Genomic DNA, 6,898 nt, shown 5'->3' on the forward strand with positions numbered 1-6,898 from the left:
TCTAAGAGTCCGTTTGAGAATGTTCATGGATGGACAATTCTGCGGAGCATGAGACTGCCGAGAGCGACATGGATCATGGCCTCTGAGACGTCGATCCGCTGCTCGTAGTCGCGGACGAGCCGTTTCCACCGGGTCATCCAACCGAAGGTGCGCTCGACGACCCAGCGCCTCGGCAGCACCTTGAAGCCCGTCTCCTTGTCGGAGCGGCGGATGATCTCGATGACGAAGTCCTGATAGGCGGCGGTGTCCATCAGGCGGGTGCGGTCGTAGGCACCGTCGGCGAACAAATGCTTGAGCCAGGGCCATCGCTTGCGAATGGCTACGACGATCGTTTGAGCACCGGCGCTGTCGGAGATGTCAGCGGTGGTCAGATTGACCATGAGCAATCGGCCATCGGTATCGACGGCAATGTGCCGTTTACGACCGACAACCTTCTTGCCTGCGTCAAAGCCCCGCTTTTCCGCCGCTGGTGCCTTGATGGATTGGCTATCCACGACGGCCGCCGTCGGACTTTGCTCACGCCCTTCGCGTTCACGGTCCAACATCAGGGTGACGTCGTGGATCGTGCGAAACAGCAGTCGGCGCACGAAACGGCGAAACCACCAGTACACCGTCTGCCAGGGCGGGAAGTCGTTCGGCAACATCCGCCATCCACCACCTGTTCGGGCCAGATAGCGCAGCGCATCGAGGACATCACGCAGGTCCGTTTCTGGCTTACGACCGCGCTTGGCTACAGGCGGAAGAAACGGCTGAATGAACAGCCATTCTTCGTCCGTCAGATCGGTCGGGTAACGTTTCGATCGCTTTTCAAATCCTGCCATCCGGCTACGGCTCGCTCGGCTCCACATTCCAAGCTTGAATCACGCCCGCGCTGCCGCAGCAACCCATTCTCAAACAGGCTCTAAGGCATGCGAAATTATTCAAGCACATATTATTAAAAAAAGAATTCCCAATTGATAATCCTCCATTTTTTGACACTGGAGAGCTTTTAATTTCCCCGCAGAAGAAATTATGGCCTCACTATGTCTCGATGAGAGCTAATCACAAGCCGGCGGAAATAGCCAATGCCATGTCGGTTATTGCATGGATAAATCAATCTATATTCATAGCTGATGATTTCGATATCTTGGCGAGCATTCAGCTCCTGCACGATAACTATGGTCACTCCCTGGCTCTGGCGAGGAAGCTTGCTTTCATTCTGGGGTATTTGGATAAAGATACCGAGAGCTGGAAAACGGCTTCCAAGATGTTCGCTTCTTACGGAGTAAATGCTCGGAATTATGGGATGATGGCTGTTGCAGACTCAATTGGTCGAGAGTTTTCGTATCTGGATGTTAAATCGGGATTCCAAAATTTCTCCGATTACAAATCTGGCTCCAGCGCATCCCGCAAACTCGCCTATTTGAGTTTTAAACCCATAACATTTTCTCCAGATGAAGTACTTGACGGTATAGCTGCTAGCTATAGCTTCAGTCTAATCGATGCGATTATATATATACTTTCACATAGGGAGTTGGGTGTAATTGATGGCATAAGATTTGATCAGATAATTGAGGATGCGTGGGCATCTCTGCAGATAGACAGCCATCGATTCGAATTATTTTTTGTAAGTGATAGTGAATTTGGCGATCTTCATGCCTTTCGTGCTGCTCCTGCCTTCTTAGAGTACGGTGCATTCCGAAATTTCCGAGCCGCGACGCAAGACCTTTATGACACTGCTGACGTGCGCTCCAAAAAAATCATTGCGGCAAACCCATTCCAAGAGGATTTCTATCAATCTGTTTCCTCGATTAAGGATCTCTTGCCGTCGCGGCCGCAAGCATTTGATTCCCTTCCGCAACAATTCGACCGTATAACCTCCGGGAGTCTCGCTCGAAGCTGCGGGTTGTCGTTGGTTGCGACGCAAACCCCTGATTTCTCCAACATCAGTCGAGAAGAGATGGGGAGCTTGATGGGGCAGACGACCGACGTCGATCGCCTTTTGGCCCAAGTTGAACAGTGCTGGCAGAACATGCGGGGAGCGTCAGGCGTTAAATAGCTGATTTTGCTGGTAGTGGATTTGGCGGCAAAATGGGGTGTGCTAACAACATTTCGCCTGTGACTGGCGGTTTGGTTTATCTTCACAGGTGCAGGTAGTAACAACCTGACCATGTATATCGTCGAACGAGTCGCTCGCGGGCACCGCTATCTTTACCTAGTCGAGAGTGTGCGCGAGGGCAAAACCGTCCGTCAGCGCACGATCAAGGCTCTGGGCCGCAAGGATGTGCTGGCCGCGAGTGGTGAACTCGACAGGTTGGCCGCCTCGATTGCCCGCCACGCCGAGCGCAGCGTCATTCTGTCCGATATCGATGCAGGCCGGATCGCAGCTCGCAGGATTGGCGGCCCGTTGCTGTTCGGGCGCCTGTGGCAGCGGCTTGGTGTCGATGCGGTACTGGAAGAGGTGCTGGAAGGCCGCCAGTTCGGCTTTGCCGTGGAGCGCGCCGTATTCGTCGCCACACTGCACCGCCTGTTCGTCTCCGGCTCGGACCGAGCCTGCCTGGACTGGATGGAGAGCTACGCCATCGACGGCAGCGAGGATCTTGCCCTCCATCACTTCTATCGCGCCATGGCCTGGCTCGGCGAGGAGATCGAGGAGAAGGCAGAAGGGGGATTGGCACCTCGCTGCGTGAAAGACGTGATCGAGGAGAAGTTGTTCGATCGCCGCCGGGACCTGTTCACCGACCTCAGTCTTGTATTCATGGATACGACCTCGCTCTCGTTCTACGGCGCCGGCGGTGACACGCTGGGACGGCGCGGTCATTCCAAGGACCACCGGCCCGAGCTTGCCCAGCTGATCCTGGCCGTCGTGATCGACGCCCAGGGGCGTCCGATCTGTACCGAGATGGTCCCGGGCAACACGGCTGACGTGAAGGTGCTCATGCCCATCGTCACGCGCCTGCGCACCCGCTTCGGCATCACCCGCTCGTGCGTTGTGGCCGATCGCGGCATGATCAGCGCCGATACGATCGCCGCCCTTGAAGAGCTGGGCATGGAATACATCCTGGGTGCGCGAGAGCGCACCAGCAGCGTCATCCGCGATGTCGTGCTGAACGACACGGCCCCGATGGTGCCCCTGGTTCTCGAGCGGCAGGCAGGAGAAACTCAGCTGTGGATCAAGGAAGTGCGCGTTGGCAAAGGCGCAGATGCCCAGCGCTATGTCGTCACACTCAACGAAGCTGAGGCAAGGAAGGACAAAGCCGATCGGCAAGCGATCATCGATGGCCTTCAGACCCAGCTGAAGAAGGGTGACAAGGCCCTGGTTGGTAACTCAGCTTATCGCCGCTATCTCAAGGCCAGCGGCAAGACCTTCGAGATCGACATGGGCAAGCTTGCTGACGAGGCCCGCTACGATGGTATCAGCGTGCTTCGCACCAATGCCCGGATCACCCCGCTGCAGGCGGTCATCCGCTACCGTGACCTGCTTCAGGTCGAAGCCCTGTTCCGCGTCGCCAAGGCGAGCTTTGATACCCGTCCCATCTTCCATCAGTCCGATGCCGCTATCCGCGGCCATGTGTTTGTCTCGTTCCTCGCTCTGACGCTGGCCAAGGAACTCACCCGTCTTTGTCAGGAAAAGGGCTTCCAGCCCGAATGGCAGCCGCTCCTCAACGATCTCGATCGTCTTCAGGAAGCCACCATCGAAAAGGACGGCAAGGTCATTACCACCCGTACCCATGTCTCGGGCCAGGTGGGGAATGTCTTCAAGGCAACCGGCATCGCGCTGCCGGCCAATATCAGCGAGTTGCCACCGCAAACCTGAGCCTCTGCAAACTCAACCGACCCCAAAAATGTAGTGGTAACACTTGCGCCTGCGCGCGCATGTCATTGAACAAAAATGCATTTTCGAAACCCACTGTTCAAGTTGGGCAAGGCGCTCCTCGGGCGGGCGACCACGGATGTCCTTTTCGATGCCGTAGATCCTGGCGATGCGCTGCAACGCATCCTGCGCGATCGGAGCATCACTGCCCGCATCGACAAACTTACGTCGTAGGTGCGCCCAGCAGTAGGATTTCCAGACGCCAGCATTGGCGCGGTCATCCTTGCCGAACTGGTCGTAGGCTTGCCAGGCATCGACCTGCAGGATGCCGTGGTAGGCTCCCAGCAGCTGTCTCGCCCACATGGCCCCGCGGCCGGGCATATAGGTGTAGAGCGCCAGCGGCGGATCGGCACCGCCATGGGCCCGGTCGTCACAGACGATGACCCACATGTAGCCGGTTTTGGTCTTGCCGGTCCCCGGTGCCAGCACCTTGACGGTGGTTTCGTCGACGAACAGCCGTGATCGTGCAAGTGCATCCACGCGCATCCGGTCGACGATCGGCTGCAGCGCCGCAATGCCCCGGCCGACCCAGTTGGCCAGCGTGGCGCGGCTGATCTCGATGCCCTGCCGCGCGAAGATCTTCGACTGGCGATAAAGCGGAAGGTGGTCGCAGTACTTGTTGATGAGAACATCGGCGATCAGCGCATCGGTCGGCAAGCCGCCCGGCACCACGCGCTCCGGTGCCGGAGCCTGGTGTACGCCATCGTACAGCACCGGCACGCATAGCGCGGCCGGATCGTCACCATGACGCGGTGCTGCGCCGGGATGATGTCGAGCCGTTCCGCACGGTCCTCACCGATCTTGTGCAGCGCGCCGCCACAGGCGCATTCCAGGCTGTCGGGTTCGATCACCACCTCGAAGCGCGGCAGATGCGCCGGCAGTGATGCACGTTGTGTGTCGGCGGGCCGGCGTTTGCGAGGCACGAGGCCATGACGCTCGGTTTCTTCGTCCGTCTTATCCTGCAGGCCCTGGGCCTCACCAAGGGCCACGGCCTGGTCTTCCAGCGCGAGTGCGAGCTGATCGGCAGAAAGCTTCTCCGACCGCTTGCCGAAGGTCGTGCGGTTGATCAGTTTGAGGATATGCTCGAGCCGCGCTGCACGGGCGCGCTCGGCCAGCAGCATCGCCTTGAGCTGCTCGACGTCGTCGGGAAGCTCGTCGTATCCGGCTTCTGCGCCGGTCGCTGCGGGGAGTTCTGGGTGCGCCGCCACGCCTGCATTCTAGCGGATTTTGCTTCGCGAGGAACAGCCTTGCGCCAAGCAGAATCAGGCATGCGGCCTACTGCGCATGGATCGGTTTGGGCACGCGCGGCACGTGCACGCGCGACCAGTCCAACCCCTCGATCAACGCCGAGGCTTGCGCCGCTGACAGCTTCATCACCCCGTCTCCCGGGCGTGGCCAACGGAACTTCCCATCGTGCAAGCGCTTCGTCACCAGCACCAGCCCAGTGCCGTCCCAGACCAGGAGTTTGATCCGGTCCGCTCTGCGCGCCCGGAAGATAAACAGCATACCTGAGAAGGGATCGAGCCTGAGCTCGCGCTCGACCAGCGAGGCAAGGCCCACCATTCCTTTCCTGAAGTCCACGGGCTGCGTTGCGACCAGTACCTTCAGGGGGCCGGGCGGGATGATCACGCGCTCACCCGCGCGGCCAACAACACCCGCTCGATGTGATCCGCGCTCACGTCGGGAGGGATGCGGATCAACAGCCCGCTTGCCTCGACGACGATCTGGCCGCTGACTGGTGGCACTGCCGCGCTGGACAGCTCGTCGACCTTCCCACGCTCGACCATTGCCGGCACAAAGGTCATCGCCTCCGCGCGCTCCCGCAATCCGCGCCGCCATGTGTACAACTGCTGGGGAAACAGCCCGTGGCGGCGCGCCACCGCTGACACATTGGCACCCGGCTCCAGGCTTTCCGCGATGATCTGCGCCCGCGCCTCGGGCGTCCAGTGCCGCCTGCCCCGCGGGCTTTCGATCACGTCAAGCCGCTGCACCTGACCCGGGGCTCTCGTCTCGAAACATGTTTCGAAATCAGTTTCATCACTCACTGGTAACCTCGCCGATCATTGCGACGAAACTACCAACCTCGGAGCTTCTGAAAATGTGGGGGATTTTGACCGCTTACGGTGAACCGAGGGCGGCTATCAGAGAGCGGAAACGTTGTAGTAAGCGTCAGCTCTGTCGGCGGTTTTGGATTGGGCAGCGGGGCAGGGGCTTTGGCAAGGTACGCGCCCAACCCAGTCATTCACCCTCATTCGGCTTGCATCCAGAACCGGCCATTCCGTGGACCAGGCCGACAATCAGGTTTGAGGCGTGATTGCAATTGCGGAGTGGTCCGCTGAATTATTTACCGAGAGCCCAGCTTCCTTGCGTTCGGAGTAGCGGTCAACGAGTTGCCCTGCGTGCGGCCTCATCAGCACGGTAAAGCGCACCAGTTCCTCCATCACATCGACGATGCGCTCGTAATAGCTCGACGCCCGCATCCGGCCGTCTTCGTCGAACTCCTTGTACGCCATCGCCACCGAGGACTGGTTGGGTATTGTGAACATCCGCATCCAGCGGCCCAGTAGCCGCAGCGAGTTGACGGCGTTGAATGATTGCGAGCCGCCAGACACCTGCATGACTGCAAGCGTGCGGCCCTGCGTTGGCCGCGACCCGCGCATCTGGAGCGGGAGGTGATCGATTTGCGTCTTCATGATGCCGCTGATCTGGCCATGCCGCTCCGGACTGCACCAGACCATGCCTTCCGACCACAGCGCGTGCTCGCGCAGCTCGTGCACCGCCGGGTGGTCGTCTCCCGCTATCTGATCGGGCAGCGGCAGATCGCTCGGATCGAAAATCCGCGTCTCGGCGCCAAAGAATTGCAGCAGGCGGGCCGCCTCTTCCACGGCGAGGCGTGAGAACGAGCGCTCTCGCAGCGAGCCGTAAAGCAGCAGAATGCGCGAAGGCGGTTGGTCCGGGCCAAGGCCAGCGGCGGGACGAGCCAACGCGAAGGCCTTGTCCAAAGCAGGAAGATGATCGGGGTCGGCGAGTTCGCGCAGTCTCATG

8 protein-coding genes are annotated in these 6,898 nt (G+C 59.5%); 2 read left to right on the plus strand and 6 right to left on the minus strand.

All coding sequences use genetic code 11. The annotated features are described in order from the left end of the window. Positions 1-23 precede the first annotated feature (23 nt). The gene (locus RT424_RS09450) at positions 24-848 is read right to left on the minus strand and encodes an IS5 family transposase (protein WP_313436840.1); all 825 of its coding nucleotides are present in this window, start codon (positions 846-848) and stop codon (positions 24-26) included. Between the two features lie 182 nt (positions 849-1,030). Between RT424_RS09450 and RT424_RS09455 the strand changes: the two genes are divergently transcribed. Further along, positions 1,031-2,038: a hypothetical protein gene (locus RT424_RS09455; protein WP_313436843.1), complete on the plus strand. Its 1,008-nt coding sequence runs from the start codon at positions 1,031-1,033 to the stop codon at positions 2,036-2,038. Positions 2,039-2,206: 168 nt separating this feature from the next. Further along, positions 2,207-3,796, plus strand: a complete 1,590-nt coding sequence (locus RT424_RS09460) for an IS1634 family transposase (protein ID WP_313436845.1) — start codon at positions 2,207-2,209, stop codon at positions 3,794-3,796. A 12-nt stretch (positions 3,797-3,808) separates the two neighbouring features. Here the strand turns inward: RT424_RS09460 and tnpC are convergent, their stop codons facing one another. The 5 genes from tnpC to arsH form a co-directional block, all read right to left on the minus strand. After that, entirely contained in the window at positions 3,809-4,510 is a 702-nt protein-coding gene (gene tnpC, locus RT424_RS09465; RefSeq protein WP_313436848.1) for an IS66 family transposase, read from the minus strand. Beyond that, entirely contained in the window at positions 4,492-5,061 is a 570-nt protein-coding gene (locus RT424_RS09470; RefSeq protein ID WP_313436851.1) for an IS66 family transposase zinc-finger binding domain-containing protein, read from the minus strand. Before RT424_RS09470 ends, tnpC begins: the two co-directional genes overlap by 19 nt. Positions 5,062-5,128: 67 nt before the next feature. Then, entirely contained in the window at positions 5,129-5,482 is a 354-nt protein-coding gene (tnpB, locus tag RT424_RS09475; RefSeq protein ID WP_046762724.1) for an IS66 family insertion sequence element accessory protein TnpB, read from the minus strand. Further along, complete coding sequence (gene tnpA, locus RT424_RS09480) at positions 5,479-5,898, minus strand: IS66-like element accessory protein TnpA (RefSeq protein ID WP_313436862.1); 420 nt, start codon at positions 5,896-5,898, stop codon at positions 5,479-5,481. Before tnpA ends, tnpB begins: the two co-directional genes overlap by 4 nt. 252 nt (positions 5,899-6,150) lie before the next feature. Then, complete coding sequence (gene arsH / locus RT424_RS09485; RefSeq protein ID WP_313436865.1) at positions 6,151-6,897, minus strand: arsenical resistance protein ArsH; 747 nt, start codon at positions 6,895-6,897, stop codon at positions 6,151-6,153. Between the last annotated feature and the right edge of the window lies 1 nt (position 6,898).

The sequence above is a fragment of the Novosphingobium sp. genome (genome assembly GCF_032093395.1).
Lineage (GTDB): Bacteria > Pseudomonadota > Alphaproteobacteria > Sphingomonadales > Sphingomonadaceae > Novosphingobium.

Excerpts from the sequence above, each read along its gene's own strand:
- arsH (WP_313436865.1), bottom strand. The coding sequence starts at position 6,897 with ATGAGACTGCGCGAACTCGCCGACCCCGATCATCTTCCTGCTTTGGAC.
- RT424_RS09455 (WP_313436843.1), top strand. The coding sequence starts at position 1,031 with ATGAGAGCTAATCACAAGCCGGCGGAAATAGCCAATGCCATGTCGGTT.
- RT424_RS09450 (WP_313436840.1), bottom strand. The coding sequence starts at position 848 with ATGTGGAGCCGAGCGAGCCGTAGCCGGATGGCAGGATTTGAAAAGCGA.